Below are 21,097 nucleotides of genomic sequence, written 5' to 3' on the forward strand. Positions count from 1 at the left end.
ATCAAAATGATCTATTAAAAATTCAGGAAGAATAAGTTTCAGTAGTTCTAGATAATTGTCCAAAAGTCTTTTTTTTTTTTTACAAAAATCAGAATCTTTTTTTAATCATCACACACAACTTTTAGCAATGACCCATAATTATATCGCATTTTGATTGTAATGCACTAATAGGAAAATTATTAAGTACACCTCCGTCTATATAAAAAGAATTACCAATTTTTACAGGTGCAAAAACACCAGGAAAAGCTGCCGATGCTAAAACGGGCTTAATGAGTTCTCCTTCACTAAATGTTTTAAGATTGCCTTTTAAAATATCTGTAGCAGTAATGGTCAGAGGTTTTTTAAGGGCATTAAAATTATCGTCTTTTAAAAGACTATTAAATTGAGGATAAAATTTTTCAGCATCTATAAAACCAGGTTTGCCAAGGGCATATTTTTTAATATCCAACAACTGAAAGGTTTTAAAGAATTTTAAAATGATCTTCCAATCATATCCATAAGCATATAAGGCTCCAACAATGGCACCTATACTTGCACCAGAAATATGGGTTGGAAAGATGCCGTGTTCCTCTAAAGCCTTAATAACACCAATATGTGCAGCTCCTCTCATACCACCTCCTGATAATACTAAGCCAATATTCATAATCTATGGTGTATTGATTGTTAAAGTTAAGAGGAATACCTTGTTTATAAAATGATTTATATCATTTCGTAAAATCCACTATTACAATACATTTGGTTATATACTATTAAATAAAAAATGTCTGGTATTTCTAAAATTAAAGATCGATTGCAGGTGTTCTTAATTGAGCTAGGTGATATATCGTATTTTACGGGACGTTTTTTTAAAGAAGTATTTAAGCGACCTTTTGAAATAAAAGAGTTGTTACGGCAATGTTATAACATGGGCAATCGTTCATTGCTATTAGTTGGTATAACTTGTTTTATTATTGGTTTGGTATTGGATTTACAGACGCGTCCTACATTAATGGAATTTGGCGCTGTATCTTGGATGCCATCTATGGTTAGTATTTCTATAGTTAGAGAAATTGGGCCAATTATAACCGCTTTAGTTTGTGCAGGTAGAATAGGCTCTAGTATTGGTGCAGAATTGGGGTCTATGCGTGTTACAGAACAGATAGATGCTATGGAGGTTTCGGGGACAAACCCGTTTAAATACCTTGTTGTTACGCGAGTATTGGCGGTTACTTTGATGCTTCCATTATTAGTAATCATTGGAGATGCTATTGCGCTGTTTGGGTCTTTTTTAGTTGAAAACCTTAAAGGCAACGTGTCGTTTACACTTTATTTTAATCAAGTTTTTGATTCTATTGAATTTGGAGACATTATTCCTGCTACAATTAAGTCTTTCTTTTTTGGTTTAGCCATCGGAATTGTGGGATGCTATAAAGGCTATTATTGCGCCAAAGGTACTGAAGGTGTTGGTAAAGCGGCCAATTCTGCAGTTGTGGTCAGTTCATTATTGTTATTTGTCATTGATTTTATTGCCGTTTTTGTAACAGATATTTTTTATGATTTATGAAAGGAGATAGAAATATATCACATCCAGACATTGTGCTTCAAATTAAGGACCTATACAAAAGCTTTGGAGATAACCATGTGCTAAATGGCTTTAATATGAAACTTTATAAAGGTGAAAACTTAGTCATTATGGGAAAGTCTGGTTCAGGAAAATCTGTAATGATAAAATGTTTGGTGGGTTTAATGCAAGCCGATAGTGGTTTAATTTCAGTTATGGGTAAAGATATTACGACGTTAACTCAAGAGGCTTTAGATATTTTAAGAGCTGATATTGGATTTTTGTTTCAAGGTAGTGCGCTGTATGATTCTATGACTGTTCGTGAAAATTTAGAATTTCCTCTAAGACGTCATTCTAAAAAAAAGCACAAAGATTCAAATACCGAAGCACTTGTTTTGGAAGCTTTAACCAACGTTGGTTTAGCTCATGCTATAGATTTAATGCCTTCGGAATTATCTGGTGGTATGAAACGTCGTGTGGCTTTAGCGAGAACTTTAATTCTTCAACCCAAAATCATTCTTTATGATGAACCTACTAGTGGATTAGATCCTATTACTGCAAAAGAAATTATCATTCTTATGCAAGACGTTCAGAAAAAATATAACACCTCGTCACTTATTATAACGCATGATGTAGATTGTGCTCGCGTTATTTCAGATCGTATGTTGTTGCTTATTGATGGTATTGATTATGCTGTTGGTACATATACAGCTTTATCAACGTCTGAAGACCCAAAAATTAAAGCTTTTTTTAAACATTAATATGCCTTTCATTTAAAGGAAGACACAAATTATATACAATGAAAAAAACAAACTCACAAAAACTACGATTGGGATCTTTTGTCCTCATAGGTACCATTCTTTTTATAGCAGGTGTGTATTTAATTGGGCAACGTCAAGATATGTTTAAAAAGACCTTTACATTGAGTTCTTATTTTCAGAATGTCAACGGTCTTCAAAAAGGAAATAATGTACGCTATTCTGGTATTGATATTGGGACGGTAAAAAATATTGTAATGATTAATGATTCTACAATAAAAGTAGAAATGTCTATCGAGGAAAAGATTCTTTCGCATATTAAAAAAAATGCGATTGCTACTATTGGATCAGACGGATTAGTTGGAAATATGATTGTGAATATCGTTCCAGGAAAAGGAGCGTCAGAAATTATAGAAAATGAAGACATTATAGTATCTTACAGTAGAATTGGAACGGATGATATTTTAAATACTCTTAACACAAGCTCTGAAAATGCAGCTATACTGACTTCAGATTTATTGAAAATTACAAACAGAATTACAACAGGAAAAGGCACCATAGGTGTGCTTATCAATGATACCGTTATGGCACAAGATTTAAAACAATCTATTCATAATTTAAAAATAGCAAGTCGTGGTGCTTCTCATACTATTGCAGAGTTAAATAGTATTGTTTCTTCGGTAAAAACAGAAGATAATACCATTTTAGGAATGTTGTTGAATGATTCTATTTCAGCTGGAAAATTGAAAACAGTTGTAACTAATCTTGAGATATCAAGTGCAGAAATTGAGACGCTGTTAAACAATGCCAATGCCGTTGTAAGTGATTTTAATTCTAGTAATGGAGCTTATAATTATATGGTAAAGGATACCTCGTTGGTTAATAGCTTAAAATCTACGCTTAAAAATATAAACGAAGGCACTGATAAATTCAATCAAAATATGGAAGCCTTAAAACACAACTTTTTAACTCGTGGTTATTTTAGAAAATTAGAACGACAAGAGAAAAAAGAAGTTAAAACGAAAGAATGATTGTATGTTATAATAGCTATAATTGTTTTGGCTTCCCAATACCGTTTTTAGTAGAGCGTAATTCTATAACGTATAAATTAAAAGACTAACGGATTAGACTCGTATTTTTTTAAAACCGATAGCAAATCTGTTAAAGGAAGTTCTATGGAATACGTACCAGTATAGGATGGGCATATGACACAATCATCAAAATAAAATTCTATATATGTATCATTGAGTACAAAGTTGTTTTTACTCGTAAAAAAATCATCCGAAGAAACTTCCCAACAGTCGTAATACATTTCTCCTTTACCAATTTGACTGTTTATACTTTCATTTATAATACTTACTAATTCTTCTTCTGACCCTTGATTAAAAAAGTCTTCATAAGTCATAAAAGTCCCTCTGTTTAAGTCAAAATTAAAACAATCAAAAGAAAAGCTAGGATGCATTGCTCCGTTATAAAAATTCTCTTTGTAAAACAATACGCTTACAAGTTGGTCATTTACATTATAAATTTTGTAATCTATAAAGCGTTCTTCCCTAAAAGTTTTTGCTGTAATACTATCGCATAATAATTTATTCTCTAAGATATCCGATTCTGTTTGGGTGATATTAATGTAATAATCATTAATAAATTCATTGAAATTACTGTTCGTGGGTTTATAAGATTCGTTGAGCAATGGGTATTTAAAATTGATGGTGTAATCTTTTTTATCGACGAGATATTTTTTATCAATAATCAATTCTTCTAGCTCTTCACTTTCGTCTTTTTTTTCAATGAATTGTTTTTGCTTTAATTCAATAGTAATAGATTTATTTAAAGATTCAATATCTAAGTCCTTTATTTTTATAGTATCCTTCACTATTGGATTTGTATCTTCTATAAGATTATGATCAATGTTGCTTTCTTCTCGCTTTTCATTTTTACAAGTTAAAAAGATTAGAAATAATAATACTATATATAAATGTTTTACATTCATGGTTTTACAAATTGGTTGCATTTTAATTTACCTGTAATCTCATCTGTTTTTATTTAGAAACCAACAGGGAAATTTATCTGGATTTTTGTGTTGAAGCTAATTTATTCAGAATGTTTGCCTTAGACTATGATATTGGTCAGTTCTACTAAAAATCAAATGAGTTGATCTCTTTCTTTGTTTAAAGGTCAATTGTAATTTTAATAAAATAGCAATTAATTCACTTTGTAGCGAAGCAGTCGTAAAGCATTTAAAACCACTACAATGGTTGAGCCTTCATGAAAAGCAACAGCTACACCTATATTTGTTAACCCTAAAATGGTTACTGGAACCAGCAGCATTACAACACCAAGACTTATAAAAATGTTCTGTTTTATAATACGTTTAGACGCTCTACTCAAACCAATAACAAAAGGTAAATTTTCAATTTTATCTGACATTAAAGCGACATCGGCTGTTTCTAAAGCAACATCACTTCCTGCGGCTCCCATGGCAATACTAACGGTGCTCAATGCCATTGCAGGAGCGTCATTAACACCATCTCCAACCATGGCTATTTTTTTGTCGCGTTTGATTAATTGCTTTATAGCTGAAACTTTATCTTCTGGTAGTAAGTTCCCTTTGGCTTCCGTAAGTCCAATTTGTTTGGCAATGGCATCTCCAACATTTTGATGGTCGCCTGTGAGCATAATCATGTGTTTAATGCCAATTTCTTTTAAACGTAATAGAGTAGAGGTAGCCGTTTTTCGAGGTAAATCCATAACACTAATTAGTCCAACAATTTCATTATTAAAAGCCACTAGCATTACGGTGTGTCCATTTTGTAAAAGTTGATCCATTTTAGAGTGGATAGAATCATTCACTTTTATGTCTGAGTCTTCCATCAGTTTTACATTTCCGATGAATGCTTTTTTGCTCTCATAATTTGCTTGAATACCTTTTCCTTGAATGGCGTTAATATTTGAGGCTTTATTATCGAAATCAATAGTGTATTTTAGCTTTAAATCATTTGCTATGGCTTTTGCTAGTGGATGATTACTTAAACTTTCGATTTCAAACACCAGCTTAGCCAAGGTCTTTTCATCAATATTCTTTAACGGAATTAGATTTGTAAGTTTAGGTTTTCCTTCTGTGAGTGTACCGGTTTTATCAAAAGCTATTGTTGTGATTTCGCCTAAATCTTCTAAGGCTTTTCCACCTTTAATAAGTACTCCTTTTTGTGCTGCTCTTGCAATACCACTTAAAACAGCACTTGGTGTAGAAATTGCCAAGGCGCAAGGGCTAGCAGCAACTAATACTGTTATAGCTCTATATAAACTAGTATCAAAACTTTCGTCTATAACCAAGAATGCAAAACACAATAGAAATACAACGATAATAACAATGGGTACATACCATTTTTCGAATTTTTTGGTGAGCCTCTGGGTTGGTGATTTTTGAGCTTCCACTTCGCTTACCATTTTTACCAATCGTGATACTGTGGAGTCTTTTGTTAGTTTGAGTACTAAAATCTCAATGCTGCTATCTCCATTAATGGTGCCTGCAAAGACGACATGAGTTTTGTCAATATCTTTAAACTCTGGTAAATTTGTAGTGTTTTTAATAAAGGTTTTGTCTACAGGTATGCTTTCTCCTGTTATTGGTGCCTGATTAATGCTTGTACTACCATTTATAATAACACCATCAGCAGCAATTTTAGTATTAGGTTTTACTACAATAACATCATTAATTTTTAAAGCTTCTATTGCTACTTCTTTAAGTTGCCCGTTTTTTTTAACCAGTGCTGTTTTGGGAGAAAGATGGCCTAAAGCTTCAATTGATTTTTTAGCTTTATTCATGGCGTAATGCTCTAAAGCGTGGCCCAAGCTAAATAGAAACAAAAGCAAGGCGCCTTCTGCCCAACTACCAATATAGGCCGCACCAACAGCTGCAGCAATCATTAAAAAATCAATATCAAATTCGCCTTTAGGAATTTTTTTAGATGCTTCAATAGAGATAAAAAAACCTCCAAAAAAGTAGGAAATTATGTAGCTTAATAAAGACATCCAATCTGCTAAACCTGTTAATTTTTCAATTAAAAAACCTATGCTTAGAAAAATTCCACACAAAAAGGCAAAATAGAGCTCTGTCTTTTTACCTAAAATTTGATGATGAGAGTGTGCTTCTTGTTCTTTATTTGCCATTGAGAATGAAATGATCTTAATTCAAAATTATTAAAAGTACTAATTTATATTGTGCGCCTATGTAAAGATCAAACTGTTAGAAGTGTATTAGCCTATAAATCGAAATGACCGTTATATGCTATTGTGTATTTTTAGCTTCTTCTGATTGTACCTTTTGTTCAGGAATTTTAATAAGTTCTATGGTCGTTGATGCTAATACTACCTTGCCGTTGGTTGTTTCAAAAGCTTTACGAATATTATCGTGAAGAAGGTGTCTTGTCAATCGTCTTTTTTTGTAATCTACAATATATCTTAAATTAAACTCTACCCAATTATCAGTAAGTCTAATAGCGAGTGTTGGTCCAACTTCGGCATCTTCAATATAATATTTATTTACTACCGCTTCCCATTGGGATTTAGATGCTTTAGTGTATTCTGAAAGGGTTTCTGAAGCAATTTTCAACACAATAGTTTTGGCAAGTTCCATATCAGAACCATAACGAATTGGCAAGTTGAATTGATCCCAGATAAAAGGAAAATCTTGCGAATAGTTATAGATTGGTCCTTTAAAAACGAAGGCATTACTCAGTTTTACAATTCGTCCACTATAATTGTCACTTTCTACCCATTGGCCTATCTCCATCATGGTGGTATAAATGCTATCTACATCAATAACATCTCCTTTAATACCATTGATTTCAATTCGATCTCCCGGTTTATAAACTTTTACTAAAAAGATATAAATAGAACCCGCTATACTTAAAATTAATTCTTGTAATGTAAATGCCAAACCCGCTGTAAATAAGCCTATGATGATTGTAAAATCTTTTATAGATCCAGAAAAATAAGTAATGGCTAAAAAGATTAACAACACATAGCCTAAAATTTCTATGCCTTTTTGGGATTTATAGCGAATTGCAGTATTAGAAATACGCTTTTTTAAATAACGTCTTATCAGCTGAATGGCCAATAAAATAACTATTAAAATGGCAATGAACCTAATCACATTCCAACTAAATGGATTGGCGTTTAACCATTCTTTTATGTATTCTATAGACGTCATAGTAGAGGATTAAAAACCTTCATAAACGCTCAATTTGTTTTTTAAAACACGTACTTCTTCTTGTAGTTGTTCTACTTGTTTTAGTAAATTATAAATGGCATCAATCCCTTCAAAATTAATGTCTAAATCATAATGCATTCGCATCATTTTTTCAATAGCATTAAGCTGATTTGTCTGTAAATAATCTTGATTGTTGGTAATAGTGATTTCTATTAATTCGTATTCTTGTAAAGCATTAATAAACTTTATAGGCACATTGTAATGCGTGCAAAACTGTTGTATTGATATAAGTTGTGTTGTGTCCATATTATCGCAATTTTGAGAGTTCTGTAAAAAGTTCTTTTTCTTTTGCTGAAAGATTTTCAGGTAACTTTAAGTTGTAAGTAACATACAAATCTCCATATTGACCTTCTTTTTTGTATTTAGGAAACCCTTTGCCTTTTAACTTTACTTTAGTGCCGTTTTGGGTTTCTGGTTTTACCTTAAGTTTTACTTTACCATCAAAGGTATTCACCATAATTTCGCCACCTAAAAGGGCTTTGTATAAGTCTAAATCTACAGCAATGTATAGGTTGTTTCCATCCCTTCTAAATGGGGAATTATTAACCACTGAAAACTCAATATACAAATCGCCATTTGGACCACCATTCATTCCTTTTCCGCCATGTCCTTTTATTTTAATGACTTGTCCATTTTCTACACCAGCAGGAATGGTAATTCGTATGTTTTTGTTATTTACGGTTAATGTGCGTTTGTGTGTGGTGTAAACATCTTTTAGGTCTAGTTGTAGTTGCGCATTAAAATCTTGACCTCTAAATTTTACTTGTCTTCCGCCGCTTCCAGAAGCTCTACCACCAAACATGTTACCAAAAAAATCTGAGAAATCTTCTTCAGAATAACCTCCTTGAGTGCTTTGTGAGCTTCGTTGATACTGCTCTTGCTGTTTTGCTTTTTCGTATTCTTCAGCATGTTGCCAATGTTCTCCATATTCATCGTATTTTTTACGATTCTCAGCATTGCTTAATACTTCGTTAGCTTCGTTAATCTCCTTAAATTTTTGCTCAGCGTCCTTATCATTTGGATTGAGGTCTGGATGGTATTTACGTGCCAACTTACGATAAGCTTTTTTAATATCGTTTTCTGTGGCACTCTTTGAAATACCAAGTATTTTATAATAATCTATAAATGCCATTACTGTTTATTATGAGTTTTACTGTATTGTTTTAATATTTGTTTTAAACTTTCGAGATAATCTTCCATAATCTTTATAGTCATATCGGGATGAATTTTGGTAGGAATAGTCATCGGATTTTCATCTAACGTAGCATATAATTCAGGGTAATTCACTTCTATGCTTGTTGTTAAAGTGATGATTTGGTTTTCTATGTCTTGAATTGTTTTCATAGCATTTGATTAAAACTTGATTATAAAGTTAGTTACAAATACGCTTATTACAAATGATTTATATCATAAATAAGAGGTGAAGCTAAGGGAGTATTTTTCCATCTCCCATTTGAATAATTCTATCGGTTTTATTTGCAAAATCTTCATCATGAGTTACTATTAAAAGTGATAAACCTTGCTCAACACTCAATTGTTTAAAAATATTAAACACATTTTCGGCATTATGACTGTCTAAGTTTCCTGTAGGTTCATCTCCCATAATTATAGAAGGATCGTTTATAAGTGCACGTGCAATAGCTACACGTTGTTTTTCGCCACCAGAAACGCGAGAAGCTTTTTTATGAGCTAAATGCTCAATATTTAAGATTTTAAGCTTTTGCATGGCATTGTGCTCAATTTCTTGAAGCGATTTTTCTGCTAATTTCTTGGCTGGCAACATTACGTTTTCTAATACTGAAAATTCTGAAAGTAAATAATGAAACTGAAAGACAAAACCAATATGCTTGTTACGTAAATAGGATAAATGCGTACTATCTTGACCTGTTATAAGTTTGTTTTTGAGATACAGTTCGCCTTCATAATCGGTATCCATGGTAGATAAAATGTAAAGTAATGTCGATTTTCCACAGCCCGATTTCCCCATGATGGATGCAAATTCCCCTTTTTTAATTTGAAAACTAATATCCTTTAACACGTGAAACTTCACAGGTTTTTTAAAATATTTATTGATATGTTTAGCTTCTAAAACAATACTCATATTACTGTCCTCTTATAATTTTTACTGGATCTATTTTTTTGGCTTTCTTAGATGGCAAATAGCCAGCAAGAAAAGTGGAAACCATTGCAAACGAAAACCCAATGATAAAGTACAACGGATCTTTATTTATAGGATATGTTTCTACCGTTGGTAAGGCTTCAGTTTTAAAGGGAATTGTATCGATAAGACTCGTTAATCCAAAACCAATAATTAAACCCAAAACACCTCCAACAAAACCAATGATCATGGCTTGACTCATAAATATAAATTGAACATCCTTCCCTGAAAACCCTATAGCTTTAAGAATAGCAATGTCATTCATCTTTTCATAAATAAGCATATTTAAAATGTTGTAGATACCAAATCCAGCAACGATTAAAAGCGTTATAGATACCGCGTATGTAATTAAATTTCTAATCGTGGTTCCGGTTTCAAACTGTGCATTTGCCGTTTTTATATCAATAGCTTTAAGCTGAAATTGTTGTTCTATTTTTTTTGCTAATGGTATCGCTGTTTCTATGTCATTTAGTTTTACATTAATGTCTGTGATATAGTTATTAGCTTCTCCTAAAATGCGTTGTACTGTTTTAATAGAAGTAAAACTTTGAATAGCATCTAAATCGGCAACACCACTTTGATAAAATCCTACAATCTTTAAATGGAATATGCCTCCGTTTATTGGACTTACCTGAATACGATCACCCACTTTTAAGGCCATTTTTTTTGCAATGCCAATACCCAATAAAATCCCATTATCAGTGTTTTGCAAGGCTTCAGCAGAACCTTCTACAATATAATCACCTATATTAAAATACTTGGCTTCTTCTATTGGGTTAATGCCTGTGAGATTTCCACTAAGTTCAATCGAGCCTGCGATATAGAAAATTTGTGCTTTTACCTGTGGAAGCGCACCTAACACCTTATCATCGTTTTCTAAATAATTGATAATAGGTAAGGCGTTATGTATTTTTTTCTGACTTAATTTGGGTTTGATGGAATGAACAACGTTAAAACTATTTTTAAAATCATCATATAATGAAATGGGTTGGTTTTCGGTTGGTTCAATTTCGTTGTAAATATGAATATGTGGTGTTTGATTTAGGATTAAATCGTCTAACATGGTATTTAAACCTGTCATAAAACAGACTAAAGTAATATAAGAGCCAATACCAAAAGTAACACCTAATGCAGCAATAGATGTTTGTTTCAGTTTTGTGAGCAAATGCGTTTTTGCAATACTTAATATAATACTCCAATTGGTCATTCTGTTGGTTTGTAGATATAGGTGTCTTTAGTGAGGCCTGAAAGTATTTCTATAGCATCCATATTTTGCACACCTGTTTTTACAGTTACGATACCTTCGTCTGTTTTTACTTTGTTATGATCTATTAAATAAGCTTTAGGAATGGTTAATACGTTTTCTTTTTTAGCAATGATAATATTAGCTTCACCAGAAAGACCAGGATACAAAACTTCTGGCGGATTTATAAATATAGCTTCAACCGTAAAAGTTTGATTTCGTTCATCTTTTTTGGGGTAAATTTTAGAAATTTGAGCTTTAAAAACGGTATTTGCATAAGCTTCTAAAACAAGTAATACGTCTTGAGATTTGTTTATTCTAACAATATCTACTTCATCTACCAACAGATTAATTACAAAACGATTAGCACTTCCAATTGCAGCTAATGGTTCCATGCTTGTTACAATTTCACCAGGTTCTTTTAGTAGCGCGTAAACTTTGCCGTTTATTTTACTGGTAACCATAAAGTCATTTGTAGCAATGGCTGCTGTATTAAAGTTGTTTTGAGCTTGGTTTACTGCTGTTTGTAGTTCGTTTTTAGTTCTGTCGTATTTGTTTTTTAGAAGCTTTAGTTGGTTTGCAGCTAGTTCATAACTAAGCTTTTTAGTGTCGTATTGCAGCTTAGAACCTATATGCTGTTCCCATAGCTTTTTTTGTCTAAAATAATTCACAGAATCATTTTTAAATTTAAGCTTAGCTGCCTCAATTTCATCGTTTATACTACTCAAAATAGCGGCACTACCATTGTAGTTTTCTTTGGCGAGTTCTAAGGCAAACCTCGCATTTTCACTATTTAGTTTAGGTGTACTATTTATGATTTGAAATAAGGGAGAACCTTTAGTTACTACGTCTCCTTCTTTTACTAAAACGTCATCTAAAATTCCAGAAACCACAGCGTACACATTATAGAGACTATCTGGTTGAATTGTAGCGGAAGCATAAACAGATTCGGACAATGATTGTTCGGCAGGTAAGGTTTTATCTTGTTTTTCTGAACAAGATAACGAGAGTAATAGAACACTGATAAAAAAATATACTTTCATGTCTAATAGGCTAGTATAGCTTGTTATGTGCTATGTTCATTTTATTGGTCGCAGTAATGGCGCCGTTTTAAGGTATTTTTAATTCTATATCTAGTTTTGCTAACAGTGCTAATTCTGACTTGTTTATGCCAGAAAAGGCATAAGCAATAGTAGATGCTGTTTTTAACGTTAAACGTCTAATGTCTGGAGTAAAAAGATGATTTTGGCCCTTTTTGTAAGCGATAAAGTCTTTGAAACAAGCTTCTGCGTTGAGTTCTTCTTTTTCATTTAACCAGTCAAAAACAATTTCTATTTGGTAAGCGGCATCTGTACCAAAAGTATCTTCAAGCTCATCAATATCTAACCATTGTGTTTTTACAAGGTTCTTTAATTTATCAAATTCTATAGGTCTTACATTGCCATCTGATGCTGCAATGGCATAAAACAGTTTACCGAGGTTTTGATAAAATGCTAATGTCATTTTCTTTTTAGTTGCCATGTTTTAAGGTTTTTAGAATAAATCAAATTTAGAGCTAGTATTCGTTTTAAAGAATGATATAAATCAGTTATCTTTAGATGCTTTATCAACCTAATATTTGAAGTATATGTTTCAACAAAATCAAGATATATCTAGAGTGCTTTTAGACGCTGTTTCCGAGGGGGTTATAGTGGTTGATGAACATCAAAATATAGTTGAAACTAATGATTCTGCAAACCAAATGTTTGGTTATGCTAAAGGGGAACTCATAAAACAGCCCTTAAACGTTTTAATCCCTCAAAATTATCATGCTGGTCATGGAGCTCATTTTAATGGTTTTATGAAGCATAAAGAGCGCAGGCAAATGGGGCATGGACGCGATCTTTTTGGCGCTCGAAAAGATGGAAGTGTTTTTCCTGTAGAAGCAGGACTAAACCCGTTTACCATATACGGAAAAGACTATGTTATGGCTTTGGTGATAGATATTAGTGAGCGTAAGTACATGGAGCAAGAACGAAACCATTTGGCAAGTATTTTCCAGGAATCACTAAATGAAATTTATGTATTTAGCACTCAAGACTTAAAATTTATAAACGTTAATTATGGGGCACAGAAAAACATTGGTTATAGTTTAGACGAACTAACCAATATGACACCTCTTGATATAAAACCAAAATTTAAAGAATCGGAATTTAGAGAAAAATTAGATTTACTTAATAATACCAAAGTCGAAAAGATTGAATTTGAAACGGTTCATAAACGAAAGTCAGGAAGTACATACCCTGTAAATGTACATTTGCAGCGTTCAAAATTAGGAGATAAAGATGTGTTTTTGGCTATTATTTTGGATATAACTGAACAAAAAAATTATACTAAAAATTTAGAAAAAACAGTTGCCGTACGTACAGAAGAACTTAAAATGGCTTTAGCTGCAGAAAAAGAATTAAATGAATTAAAAACAAAATTTTTATCCATGGTATCACATGAATTTAAAACACCTTTAAGTGGTATTTTAACTTCTACGATGTTATTGAAAAAATATAAATTAACTGAGCAGCAAGAAAAACGAGAAAAACACATTAATACTATTACAGATAAAGTTCAATATCTCAATACCATTTTAAACGATTTTCTTTCTGTAGAAAAACTAGAAAAAGGTAAAGTTAATTATAAATTTACCACGTTTAAATTGAGTAAAGTCTTAAACGAGGTCATTTATAATGCCAATATGTTATTAAAAGATGGTCAGAAAATTAACTATCCAGAGAATATAGATGATATTTCTTTATATCAGGATGAAAAAATTTTAGAACTATCTCTATCTAATTTAATTTATAACGCTATTAAGTATTCCTCTGAAAATACTATTATTGATATTAATATTTCTCAAAATGAAACGACTACCATTTTTAAAGTAACGGATAATGGTATTGGTATTCCTGAGAAAGATCAAAAAAACATATTCAATCGCTACTTTAGAGCAGAAAATGCATTACTCATGCAAGGCACAGGTATTGGATTAAATATTGTAAAAGACCATTTAGAAAACTTAAATGGTAGTATCGCATTTGAAAGCGAAGAACACAAAGGCTCAACGTTTACCATAAAACTTCCCAATAAAGCACAAGAATGAAAACAGTATTATTAATAGAAGACGATACCGTATTAAGAGAAAATACAGCAGAATTATTAGAGCTTTCTAACTATGAGGTAATTACAGCTGCCAACGGGCAAATAGGCCTAGAAGTCGCAAGAAATCAAACCCCAGATATTATAATATGTGATATAATGATGCCTATTCTCGATGGATATGGTGTATTAGAAGGCCTATCAAAACATGATAACACCAAGTTTATACCATTTATATTTTTATCTGCTAAGACCGAACGTGGTGATGTAAGAAAAGGCATGAATTTAGGTGCCGATGATTATATTACAAAACCTTTTTCTGAAGATGAAATTTTAAGTGCTATAGAGAGTAGGATTGCTAAAGCTGCTATATTGAAGGATGAACGAGAATCTGCTAATAACACTAGTGATACCAATGAAGATGAATTAAGAACCTTAAATGATTTAAAAAACTTCTTTGATGATAATGGGAAGATTTTTAACTACAGCAAAAATGATATCATTTACAAAGAAGGACATAATTCTAATTATATTTATTTAGTGACTAAAGGTATTGTAAGGTGTTATAAATTTGATGAAAAAGGAAAGGAGCTTACTACAGCACTTTATAAAGAAGACGATCTTTTTGGTTATACGTCATTCACAGATAATATTCCTTATAGAGAAACAGCAATAGCTTTGAAAGATGTAGAAATGGTAGGTGTTTCTAAAGCCCAGTTAAAAGAGGTATTGGATAAAAACCACAAGCTAACTTTAGAAGTTATTCAGTTATTAACCGATGACATTACAGGTGTTAAAGACCAATTATTACAAATGGCTTACAGTTCTGTACAAAGAAAAACGGCTTTAACCATCTTAAGGTTTGCAGAAAAGATAAATTCAAAACCAGAAGATCCTATTAAAATTTCCCGTAACGATTTGGCAAGTGTTGCCGGTATTGCCACAGAGACCTTGATAAGAACCATGTCTCATTTTAAAAAGCAAGGACTCATAGAAATGGAAGGTAGAAACATAAAGGTTTTAGACCTTCAGAAATTGCAAGACATCCACTAATCTTTTTTCGTGTTTATCTAACATGACCAATATCATATTATAAAAGTGTACATCGCTTTAAATTTGTTTACACTAAGAAATTTAAAGTGATGAATATTTTATTACCAACGGATTTTTCTGAAAACGCACGCAATGCCATTTCGTATGCTATAGATTTTTTTAAATCTTCGGAATGTAATTTTTACCTGCTTCATGTTAACAGAATAGAGGCTATAGTTGCTGGCGAAGACAGTTACATGCCAACAGCAGAAGTTATAGAAGAAATATATACTAAGCCTTCAAGAGATAAATTAAGACAACTACTCAAAGAAATAAGCGAAAATCACGATGAAAATCCAAAACACCGTTTTTACACGCTTATAGATAATTATTTCTTTTTAGAATCGATAAGAAAACATGTCGAAGAAAAGAAAATAGATATGATTGTTATGGGTACAAAAGGCGCATCAGGACTTAAGGAATATATCATAGGAAGTAACACCGGAGATGTTATTACTAAAGTAAAATGCACCACCTTAGTTGTTCCAGAATACGCCAAATATAAAGCGTTAAAGGAAATTGCATTTTCGTCAGATTTTAACCTCTCGTACGATATTAATATACTACAACCTTTAACAGATATTTTAAAAAATTTAGAGAGTAATCTAAGAGTTATACATATTCAAGGTAAAGCAGCATCATTAAACCCAGAACAACTCAATAATAAAGAATTACTTAATGATTATTTTGAAGAATTTAATCCAAGTTTCCATTTTCTTACTAATAAAAAAGTCGAAGATGCTATACAGTGCTTTGTAGAAAGTAGAGCAGTAGATATGATTGTTATGGTAGCTAAGAATCTAAATTATTTTCAAAATATTCTATTTCATACTAGAGTTGAAAAAATAACATATCATACAGATATACCGTTTTTGGTATTGCACGAATAAATCACTTTAATTATGGACAGTTCAGTTTTTTTAGCAAAATTTTGGGGATGGTATCTTATCATTTTCTTTTTAATATTAAGTCTTAACCCTAAGCGTATTAAACAAATATTTAATGATTTAAAAGATGAAAAATTTCTAATCATTTTTTCTTTTATGGCAATTATCATTGGGTTACTAAATGTAATATTTCATAACATTTGGGAGCCGAATTACACCTTAATTATTACACTCATTGGTTGGACCTCTTTGTTTTTAGGATTAGCTTTATTTATGTTTCCTAAGAAAACAGTTAAATGGCTGGTAATCATAAATGTTAAAATGGTTCAAGTAATTTATACGTTATTGTTTTTAATTGGTATTTTTTTACTGAATGAGGTCTATGGAATTGTACTTGTATAAGTTTAAAAATTAGAAAGAGAAACCTATTCTTTTTATTTGATGTTTATACATATTTAAAAATGATTTTTGCTATTAATCAGAAAGACATCTAGCTATTTTAGTTAGATGTTTTTTTATATAAATCTATCTGATATATATCATAGTTTATAGATTGTTAACACTTTAACTTTATAAATGAAATCTAAACACAGTTATTTTAACCAATTTTTATGAGCTTTAAAATTTAATCTCTAGCGAAGTATATAATTGTTTGTGGCTAGGAAGTAAAGCGGTTAAAACAAATTTTGTTTAGACAGTTTTTAAAACATCAATATGAATATTTCAGACATAGATATTATCAAATCCTCAGGTGAAAAAGTAAAATTTTCATTAGAAAAATTACGAGCATCATTAAAGCGATCTGGTGCAGAAGAACATATTGTTAATCAGGTATTGGATAAAGTTCGTGATGAACTCTATCAAGGCATTTCAACCAAAGAGATATACAACAGAGCATTTGCCTTACTTAAAAAAAACAAAAGCTATTTCGCTTCAAAATATAAACTAAAGAAGGCGATTTACGAATTAGGGCCAACAGGTTTTCCTTTTGAGCGCTTTGTAAGTGCTATTTTAAAATATTCTGGCTATAAGACCGAAATTGGTAAAATTTTACAAGGTAAATGTGTGTCACATGAGGTCGATGTGATAGCGCGCAAAAATTCTGAAGTCACCATTATTGAGTGTAAATTTCACGGTGATCAAGGTCTTAATTGTAACGTTAAAATTCCTTTATATATCAATTCAAGATACCGAGATATTAAAGATAATTGGCAAAAGCTAAGGAAAAAGGAAGACCCGCTTACACAAGGTTGGGTCGTTACAAATACGAGGTTTACAAAAGATGCACTAGAATATGGTAATTGTTGTGGATTGTATTTATTGAGTTGGGATTACCCTCTAAATGATGGTTTAAAAGACCGAATTGACCGTTTAGGCTTATATCCAATAACCGTATCCACATTGCTTTCGCAACGCGAAAAGCAGTTTCTTTTAAGTCGGTCTGTTGTACTCTGTAGAGAATTAATAAACGATAAGTTTTATTTAGATCATCTTGGTGTTTCTGAAACGCGAAAAAAGAAAATTCTAGATGAAATTTCACATTTATGTGGCTAATCAAATATTAAAATGGAAAAATTTGTAAAAATCAATTTTTTAGGTGCAGCAGGAGTTGTAACGGGTTCAAAATTTTTAATTGAAACTTCAGAAAAAAATATCCTTATAGATTGTGGTATGTTTCAAGGTTTAAAAGCGCTACGAGAACTTAATTGGGAAGATCTTCCTATAGATGTAAGTTCTATTGATGTAGTGCTGTTAACTCATGGACACTTAGACCATGTTGGCTATCTTCCACGTTTGTTAAAACAAGGTTTTAAAGGAAAGATTAAAGGTACAGCACCAACTTTGGCAATTGCAGAAATTATATTAAAAGATAGTGCTAAAATACACGAGGAAGAAGCGAATAAAGCAAATAAGGAAAAATATACTAAACATAACCCTGCCTTGCCTTTTTATACTATTAAGGATGCCGAAAATACCATAAAACAATTTGAGGTAGAACTTGAAGATAAATGGGTGCAATTATCAGAACATATCGCTTTCCGTTTTCAGTATAATGGACATATTATTGGAGCAACGTTTATAGAATTAGATATTAACAAAAAGCGATTTGTGTTTTCTGGAGATATAGGAAGAAAAAATGATTATTTATTAAGCGATCCTAAAAAACCAGAATGGGCAGATGTGTTGTTTATTGAAAGTACTTATGGTAACAAACTACATCCTGTAGAAAATATTGAAGATGTACTAACCGAAATCATTTTAGAAACAATTCATAAAAAAGGGAATCTTATAATACCAAGTTTTGCCGTAGAACGCTTACAAACATTAATGTTTATTCTGTGGAAATTATATCAAAAAAACAGAATTCCTAACATTCCAATTTTTGTAGATAGTCCTATGGGAAATAATGTGTTAGATGTTTTTAAACGTTTTCCTAAATGGCATAAACTATCTTCTGAAGATTATACTGCCATGTGTAATCATGTTAATATTATTCAATCATACAAAGAAACTTGGGAAACCATTGACGATAAACGCTCTAAAATCATAATTGCAGGAAGTGGTATGGTTACAGGCGGACGCGTTTTAACCTATTTACAACAACTTATAGATGAGCCATCAACAACAGTTTTATTAGTTGGCTATCAGGCCGAAGGAACTCGAGGTAGACAACTACAAGAAGGAGCCCACGAAATTCGGTTTTTTGGAAAATACTATCCTGTAAAAGCTACGATAAAAAATATTGAAAGCTTATCGGCTCATGCAGATCAGAAAGATTTATTGGATTGGGTTAGTGATATTAAAAATGTACCAGAACATGTATATCTAATTCATGGAGAGCCAGCATCATTGGACGCTTTTAGAGTGAAATTAAAAGCTGTATACAATTGGAATGCCACCATACCTAAACTTACCGATGTAAGTAAAGTGTTGGTTTAAAAGTTAATGGCTAAAACTGACATTTGTCATTTTATAAGCGCTTTATTATAAGTAATTTAGAGTTGTAAAATTTAAGTTTAATAATAAAATTTATAATTATGTCACTCATTAAATTTAACAACCGAAACAGATTATTCCCATCTTGGAATAATGAAGGCTTAAAAAATTTTTTAAGCAATGATGATTTCTTCAATAACGATTTTTTTGATGAAGATGGATTAATGCCAGCAATGAATGTTAAAGAACACGACAATGATTTTGAAATTGAATTTGCAGCACCAGGCTTTACTAAAAAAGACTTTGAAGTCACCATAGATGATAATGTACTGAATGTATGTGGTGAGAAAAAGGAAGAAAAAGAAGAGAAAAAAGAAGATTATACTCGTAAAGAGTTTAACTACAACTCTTTTAAGAGATCTTTAAGCTTACCTAAAACCGTAAATACAGATCAGGATGTAAAAGCAACGTACAAAAATGGTATCCTAAAACTTAATCTTTTAAAGAAAGAAGAAGCAAAAGGGCAAGCCAAAAAAGTTATTGAAGTCTTATAACAACAGAAAAAAACAAAACGTGGTTTAAAATCACGTTTTGTTTCGTTGTTTAAAAAAAAAATCAAAATGAACACTACACAAACACATTTGCGTTACGTAGAATGGCTTAATGCAGAAGAAATGCATAAAGCTTCAAAAGAATGGTTATCAGAATTAAACTTTATAAAAGATGAACATCTCTTTTTTGAAGATTTAGTAACTCAATTTACATCTCAGTTAATTGCCTTAGGTAATTTTTCTAGCAGTAAAGAAATTATTGATGCCATTAACCGATCTCAAAAGCAAAACAACACGCTTATAGAGGCTGTTAGAATTCATGAAAATAAGTTACAAATAATGGTAGATGGAATTGATGAGTTAGAAGAGGAAAAGGCTTATATTAAAGAACATCGTGATTTAATTATTGCTATTTCAGAATTCTTGAATGAATATAAGTCACTTAAGACACAGCTATTTAATATTATTAAAATTATTAAGAAAGAAGATAAGTCTAGACACCTGCTAGATAGAAAATAAGATATGATAAAACATTTTGTCTTAAGAATAAAGCATAACGAAGGTTATGTTTTTTTTATTTTTTAATGTGTAGATAATAAGCTTTAATCAACAAAAAACAGAAACCACAACATGTTTAAGCAGTTGTGGTTCTCTTTAATGATAGGGTGTAAACTTTTGTGTTCAATCTTATAGAGCAGATAATTTGAACTATTCTACAATATAAATCAACTCTTCTACTTCAGATAATCTAAAGTAACCAAAAGGATAATTGTCTGCATTAGTTGTATTTATACAATTACCTCTAACGGTTGCGGGCTGTGTTTCAAATGGGCCTCCGCCTTGGTCACTTCCTTGTTGTAAAAGAATAACCATAAACTCATAATACTGTTCAGAAATCCCAAAATGACGCATTATCACTTCATCACCAGACTCTAAATCTTCTTCAGTATAATAGGCAAAAATTTGATTACCATCAATAAATTCGTCATCTAACACGTCTAATGTTGGAATAACTGGTATATCACTTGTATATTCAAAGAAGTAATAATTATCAATATTGGCAGGATCTGTAAAATAAGTTTTTATCTCAATATCTTCGCCTGAAAAACCTCCGTCGTTAATTTGCTCTACATAATCTATTGGAACTACAGATTTCAAGGTTTCTGTTGCTGTATAAACTTCTCCATTATAAGTAATAGTTAAATAATAGTCTTCATCTATAACAGGAATAAAATTAGTGTTTTTATAAATTCCGGTATTGCCTTCTTCAATAAAATTAAAGGTATTATTGTTATTATCTGTTATTTGAATTGTAGCTCCATTGGCAGGAGGAACGGATTCATCAAAAAATGGTGCAGAAAGTGATAGTTTTATGCTTTGTTCGTTGCCTGGTGTATTCTTTAACCAATTAATTGAAGCTTCAATAACTAATCTTGGTTCCGCTTTATTAAGATTAACATCAATAACATCTTCGCAACTAAAGTACAAAGAGAAAATAAAGAGTATATATATTGTTTTTTTCATGAT

General features: G+C 31.5%; 23 protein-coding genes. 11 read left to right on the forward strand and 12 right to left on the reverse strand.

Annotated features, from left to right (window positions below; translation table 11 throughout):
* Positions 1 to 121: 121 nt before the first annotated feature.
* Complete coding sequence (locus tag ACN5J3_RS13340) at positions 122 to 643, reverse strand: patatin-like phospholipase family protein (protein ID WP_418512067.1); 522 nt, start codon at positions 641 to 643, stop codon at positions 122 to 124.
* A 117-nt stretch (positions 644 to 760) separates the two neighbouring features.
* Here ACN5J3_RS13340 and ACN5J3_RS13345 point away from each other — a divergent pair, with 117 nt between their 5' ends.
* The 3 genes from ACN5J3_RS13345 to ACN5J3_RS13355 are packed head-to-tail and all read left to right on the forward strand — an operon-like array spanning position 761 to position 3,329.
* On the forward strand, positions 761 to 1,543 hold the full coding sequence (locus ACN5J3_RS13345; RefSeq protein ID WP_215924974.1) for an MlaE family ABC transporter permease: 783 nt from the start codon (positions 761 to 763) through the stop codon (positions 1,541 to 1,543).
* Entirely contained in the window at positions 1,540 to 2,301 is a 762-nt protein-coding gene (locus ACN5J3_RS13350; RefSeq protein ID WP_215924973.1) for an ABC transporter ATP-binding protein, read from the forward strand. The genes ACN5J3_RS13345 and ACN5J3_RS13350 overlap by 4 nt, the downstream gene beginning before the upstream one ends.
* 38 nt (positions 2,302 to 2,339) lie before the next feature.
* A complete protein-coding gene (locus ACN5J3_RS13355) occupies positions 2,340 to 3,329 on the forward strand; it encodes an MlaD family protein (RefSeq protein ID WP_334469410.1) in 990 nt (329 codons plus the stop codon).
* Positions 3,330 to 3,406: 77 nt separating this feature from the next.
* On the opposite strand, the gene ACN5J3_RS13360 is transcribed toward ACN5J3_RS13355, so the two are convergent.
* From ACN5J3_RS13360 to ACN5J3_RS13405, 10 genes are all read right to left on the reverse strand, one after another.
* Positions 3,407 to 4,291: an RsiV family protein gene (locus ACN5J3_RS13360; RefSeq protein WP_418512068.1), complete on the reverse strand. Its 885-nt coding sequence runs from the start codon at positions 4,289 to 4,291 to the stop codon at positions 3,407 to 3,409.
* A gap of 212 nt (positions 4,292 to 4,503) precedes the next feature.
* Positions 4,504 to 6,471, reverse strand: a complete 1,968-nt coding sequence (locus tag ACN5J3_RS13365; RefSeq protein ID WP_418512069.1) for a heavy metal translocating P-type ATPase — start codon at positions 6,469 to 6,471, stop codon at positions 4,504 to 4,506.
* Positions 6,472 to 6,589: 118 nt separating this feature from the next.
* A complete protein-coding gene (locus tag ACN5J3_RS13370) occupies positions 6,590 to 7,513 on the reverse strand; it encodes a mechanosensitive ion channel family protein (protein ID WP_418512070.1) in 924 nt (307 codons plus the stop codon).
* 9 nt (positions 7,514 to 7,522) lie between these two features.
* Positions 7,523 to 7,819: a chaperone modulator CbpM gene (locus tag ACN5J3_RS13375; protein WP_344712666.1), complete on the reverse strand. Its 297-nt coding sequence runs from the start codon at positions 7,817 to 7,819 to the stop codon at positions 7,523 to 7,525.
* Between the two features lies 1 nt (position 7,820).
* Positions 7,821 to 8,705: a DnaJ C-terminal domain-containing protein gene (locus ACN5J3_RS13380; protein WP_215924967.1), complete on the reverse strand. Its 885-nt coding sequence runs from the start codon at positions 8,703 to 8,705 to the stop codon at positions 7,821 to 7,823.
* Positions 8,705 to 8,917, reverse strand: coding sequence for a hypothetical protein (locus tag ACN5J3_RS13385; RefSeq protein WP_215924966.1), 213 nt, complete (start codon positions 8,915 to 8,917; stop codon positions 8,705 to 8,707). The genes ACN5J3_RS13380 and ACN5J3_RS13385 overlap by 1 nt, the downstream gene beginning before the upstream one ends.
* An 82-nt stretch (positions 8,918 to 8,999) precedes the next feature.
* Positions 9,000 to 9,674 (reverse strand): ABC transporter ATP-binding protein, encoded by a 675-nt coding sequence (locus ACN5J3_RS13390; RefSeq protein WP_334469424.1) that lies wholly within the window; start codon positions 9,672 to 9,674, stop codon positions 9,000 to 9,002.
* A gap of 1 nt (position 9,675) precedes the next feature.
* Positions 9,676 to 10,938, reverse strand: coding sequence for an ABC transporter permease (locus tag ACN5J3_RS13395; protein ID WP_344712663.1), 1,263 nt, complete (start codon positions 10,936 to 10,938; stop codon positions 9,676 to 9,678).
* Positions 10,935 to 12,017 (reverse strand): efflux RND transporter periplasmic adaptor subunit, encoded by a 1,083-nt coding sequence (locus ACN5J3_RS13400; RefSeq protein ID WP_418512071.1) that lies wholly within the window; start codon positions 12,015 to 12,017, stop codon positions 10,935 to 10,937. Before ACN5J3_RS13400 ends, ACN5J3_RS13395 begins: the two co-directional genes overlap by 4 nt.
* 67 nt (positions 12,018 to 12,084) lie before the next feature.
* Positions 12,085 to 12,495 carry a hypothetical protein gene (locus tag ACN5J3_RS13405; protein WP_344712659.1) on the reverse strand — a complete coding sequence of 137 codons (411 nt, stop codon included), beginning with the start codon at positions 12,493 to 12,495 and terminating at the stop codon, positions 12,085 to 12,087.
* A 106-nt stretch (positions 12,496 to 12,601) separates the two neighbouring features.
* On the opposite strand from ACN5J3_RS13405, the gene ACN5J3_RS13410 reads away from it, so the two are divergent.
* The 8 genes from ACN5J3_RS13410 to ACN5J3_RS13445 all read left to right on the forward strand — a co-directional run bounded on the left by ACN5J3_RS13410 (position 12,602) and on the right by ACN5J3_RS13445 (position 20,089).
* Positions 12,602 to 14,107, forward strand: a complete 1,506-nt coding sequence (locus ACN5J3_RS13410; protein ID WP_418512072.1) for a PAS domain-containing sensor histidine kinase — start codon at positions 12,602 to 12,604, stop codon at positions 14,105 to 14,107.
* Positions 14,104 to 15,156 (forward strand): response regulator, encoded by a 1,053-nt coding sequence (locus ACN5J3_RS13415; protein WP_334469434.1) that lies wholly within the window; start codon positions 14,104 to 14,106, stop codon positions 15,154 to 15,156. The genes ACN5J3_RS13410 and ACN5J3_RS13415 overlap by 4 nt, the downstream gene beginning before the upstream one ends.
* An 89-nt stretch (positions 15,157 to 15,245) precedes the next feature.
* On the forward strand, positions 15,246 to 16,085 hold the full coding sequence (locus ACN5J3_RS13420) for a universal stress protein (RefSeq protein ID WP_334469436.1): 840 nt from the start codon (positions 15,246 to 15,248) through the stop codon (positions 16,083 to 16,085).
* 12 nt (positions 16,086 to 16,097) lie between these two features.
* Positions 16,098 to 16,484 (forward strand): hypothetical protein, encoded by a 387-nt coding sequence (locus ACN5J3_RS13425; RefSeq protein ID WP_334469438.1) that lies wholly within the window; start codon positions 16,098 to 16,100, stop codon positions 16,482 to 16,484.
* 312 nt (positions 16,485 to 16,796) lie between these two features.
* A complete protein-coding gene (locus tag ACN5J3_RS13430) occupies positions 16,797 to 17,636 on the forward strand; it encodes an ATP cone domain-containing protein (RefSeq protein WP_215924957.1) in 840 nt (279 codons plus the stop codon).
* A 12-nt stretch (positions 17,637 to 17,648) separates the two neighbouring features.
* Positions 17,649 to 19,022: an MBL fold metallo-hydrolase gene (locus ACN5J3_RS13435; RefSeq protein WP_344712651.1), complete on the forward strand. Its 1,374-nt coding sequence runs from the start codon at positions 17,649 to 17,651 to the stop codon at positions 19,020 to 19,022.
* 98 nt (positions 19,023 to 19,120) lie between these two features.
* A complete protein-coding gene (locus ACN5J3_RS13440; RefSeq protein ID WP_215924955.1) occupies positions 19,121 to 19,573 on the forward strand; it encodes an Hsp20/alpha crystallin family protein in 453 nt (150 codons plus the stop codon).
* A gap of 66 nt (positions 19,574 to 19,639) precedes the next feature.
* Positions 19,640 to 20,089: a hypothetical protein gene (locus ACN5J3_RS13445; protein ID WP_334469444.1), complete on the forward strand. Its 450-nt coding sequence runs from the start codon at positions 19,640 to 19,642 to the stop codon at positions 20,087 to 20,089.
* Between the two features lie 189 nt (positions 20,090 to 20,278).
* Here the strand turns inward: ACN5J3_RS13445 and ACN5J3_RS13450 are convergent, their stop codons facing one another.
* Positions 20,279 to 21,094, reverse strand: coding sequence for a DUF4249 family protein (locus ACN5J3_RS13450; RefSeq protein ID WP_418512073.1), 816 nt, complete (start codon positions 21,092 to 21,094; stop codon positions 20,279 to 20,281).
* Positions 21,095 to 21,097 lie beyond the last annotated feature (3 nt).

This window comes from Corallibacter sp. (assembly GCF_048381695.1).
Taxonomy (GTDB): domain Bacteria; phylum Bacteroidota; class Bacteroidia; order Flavobacteriales; family Flavobacteriaceae; genus Corallibacter; species Corallibacter vietnamensis.

Bases quoted from the DNA above. Each gene is read 5' to 3' on its own strand.
- ACN5J3_RS13340 (WP_418512067.1), bottom strand. From the start codon at position 643: ATGAATATTGGCTTAGTATTATCAGGAGGTGGTATGAGAGGAGCTGCA.
- ACN5J3_RS13345 (WP_215924974.1), top strand. From the start codon at position 761: ATGTCTGGTATTTCTAAAATTAAAGATCGATTGCAGGTGTTCTTAATT.
- ACN5J3_RS13350 (WP_215924973.1), top strand. From the start codon at position 1,540: ATGAAAGGAGATAGAAATATATCACATCCAGACATTGTGCTTCAAATT.
- ACN5J3_RS13355 (WP_334469410.1), top strand. From the start codon at position 2,340: ATGAAAAAAACAAACTCACAAAAACTACGATTGGGATCTTTTGTCCTC.
- ACN5J3_RS13360 (WP_418512068.1), bottom strand. From the start codon at position 4,291: ATGAATGTAAAACATTTATATATAGTATTATTATTTCTAATCTTTTTA.
- ACN5J3_RS13365 (WP_418512069.1), bottom strand. From the start codon at position 6,471: ATGGCAAATAAAGAACAAGAAGCACACTCTCATCATCAAATTTTAGGT.
- ACN5J3_RS13370 (WP_418512070.1), bottom strand. From the start codon at position 7,513: ATGACGTCTATAGAATACATAAAAGAATGGTTAAACGCCAATCCATTT.
- ACN5J3_RS13375 (WP_344712666.1), bottom strand. From the start codon at position 7,819: ATGGACACAACACAACTTATATCAATACAACAGTTTTGCACGCATTAC.
- ACN5J3_RS13380 (WP_215924967.1), bottom strand. From the start codon at position 8,705: ATGGCATTTATAGATTATTATAAAATACTTGGTATTTCAAAGAGTGCC.
- ACN5J3_RS13385 (WP_215924966.1), bottom strand. From the start codon at position 8,917: ATGAAAACAATTCAAGACATAGAAAACCAAATCATCACTTTAACAACA.
- ACN5J3_RS13390 (WP_334469424.1), bottom strand. From the start codon at position 9,674: ATGAGTATTGTTTTAGAAGCTAAACATATCAATAAATATTTTAAAAAA.
- ACN5J3_RS13395 (WP_344712663.1), bottom strand. From the start codon at position 10,938: ATGACCAATTGGAGTATTATATTAAGTATTGCAAAAACGCATTTGCTC.
- ACN5J3_RS13400 (WP_418512071.1), bottom strand. From the start codon at position 12,017: ATGAAAGTATATTTTTTTATCAGTGTTCTATTACTCTCGTTATCTTGT.
- ACN5J3_RS13405 (WP_344712659.1), bottom strand. From the start codon at position 12,495: ATGGCAACTAAAAAGAAAATGACATTAGCATTTTATCAAAACCTCGGT.
- ACN5J3_RS13410 (WP_418512072.1), top strand. From the start codon at position 12,602: ATGTTTCAACAAAATCAAGATATATCTAGAGTGCTTTTAGACGCTGTT.
- ACN5J3_RS13415 (WP_334469434.1), top strand. From the start codon at position 14,104: ATGAAAACAGTATTATTAATAGAAGACGATACCGTATTAAGAGAAAAT.
- ACN5J3_RS13420 (WP_334469436.1), top strand. From the start codon at position 15,246: ATGAATATTTTATTACCAACGGATTTTTCTGAAAACGCACGCAATGCC.
- ACN5J3_RS13425 (WP_334469438.1), top strand. From the start codon at position 16,098: ATGGACAGTTCAGTTTTTTTAGCAAAATTTTGGGGATGGTATCTTATC.
- ACN5J3_RS13430 (WP_215924957.1), top strand. From the start codon at position 16,797: ATGAATATTTCAGACATAGATATTATCAAATCCTCAGGTGAAAAAGTA.
- ACN5J3_RS13435 (WP_344712651.1), top strand. From the start codon at position 17,649: ATGGAAAAATTTGTAAAAATCAATTTTTTAGGTGCAGCAGGAGTTGTA.
- ACN5J3_RS13440 (WP_215924955.1), top strand. From the start codon at position 19,121: ATGTCACTCATTAAATTTAACAACCGAAACAGATTATTCCCATCTTGG.
- ACN5J3_RS13445 (WP_334469444.1), top strand. From the start codon at position 19,640: ATGAACACTACACAAACACATTTGCGTTACGTAGAATGGCTTAATGCA.
- ACN5J3_RS13450 (WP_418512073.1), bottom strand. From the start codon at position 21,094: ATGAAAAAAACAATATATATACTCTTTATTTTCTCTTTGTACTTTAGT.